Raw genomic sequence first — 1109 nt, forward strand, 5'->3', positions numbered from 1 at the left:
ACTAATTATGAAATGGAACCGAAAAATAAAAAGTAAAGGTAACTTAGTTAATGCAGTTTAGATGTTTGACAGCTTACTCACCTTTCTTACGCTTTACGGCTATTGCTTGCCGAACAAGCTCAAAGGCAGCTTCTGTCGCGACACAGAAGTCATTTGATTCATTAAATTTGTTTTTGTGTTTTTTGGTCATCGCTTGCTTCCATCAAGTTCCCTTAAAAGTCTGCCTACAACTAGCGCAATTGATACCGACACCATGTGTCATATTTTCATCAATTTAGTGCTGGTGAGCTCAAAAGTGGCAAAGTCCATATTCCGTACCCGCTTGTCAAAATCAACAGTCACATCATCGCCCCGCACCTTAATTACCTTACCCTTAGCACCTTCATAAAAAGAGCCGCCGTCATAGGCAACCACAACCCGATCGCCTACCTCAAAGGTTTTCTGGTCTTTTGGTATGGCGACCGATTTTAGGGGCCGAGTAGGTTCAGAACTCAGCAATGGATCTTCTGTTTTTTCAGAAGGTGCAGAATTTGTGACTACAGTGACTACAGTAGGCTCTAGTGCCTTATCGGGCAAGGCTTCTGACTGTAGTCTACCGTTGACTACAGTGTGACCACAATTGACTACAGTAGTTTTATTTACTGTAGTCATTGTAGTCATGGTTAAATGCTCACTGCAGTCACCTACAAAGCTCTCTGTGTAAGGGTTTGAGGCTACTGTAGTCACTGTAGTCGTAGTCAAAGAAAATGAAATTGTTTTTTTGACTGTAGTCACTACCCCAAAATTCATGGCCTCAAGTTCTTCAAACAACTCTTTGGTACGTTGAGCCGAGGGTCGATGCTTGAAAGGAAAAGCAAGTTGAGCTTCGCGGGTAGAAAGCGTCCCGCCCTTCTTCTCAGCCAGCAGAACAATTTTTGCCAAGCTAGGGGCTAAAGCTTTGCGCTCAGAAAACTCAGCGTAGAGGCTGGCAATTTGGTCAGAGCTAAATTTGACAAACTTTATCGCCGCTTCCACCGCGCTTTTAGGGATGAGAGGGCTAGCCCTGTCTGGCGTGACTGCCGAGCCTGGTCTAAAAGCCTTGCTGTAGAAAGATGACGATGACGTGAGTC

1 pseudogene is annotated in these 1109 nt (G+C 44.5%); it reads right to left on the reverse strand.

What is annotated here, in order from left to right:
- Window positions 1-258: 258 nt before the first annotated feature.
- Window positions 259-1109: pseudogene (locus QUA78_RS32675) on the reverse strand (hypothetical protein); the annotation flags it as partial.

This window comes from Microcoleus sp. K4-B3 (assembly GCF_036704615.1).
In the GTDB taxonomy this organism is placed as follows: domain Bacteria; phylum Cyanobacteriota; class Cyanobacteriia; order Cyanobacteriales; family Microcoleaceae; genus Microcoleus.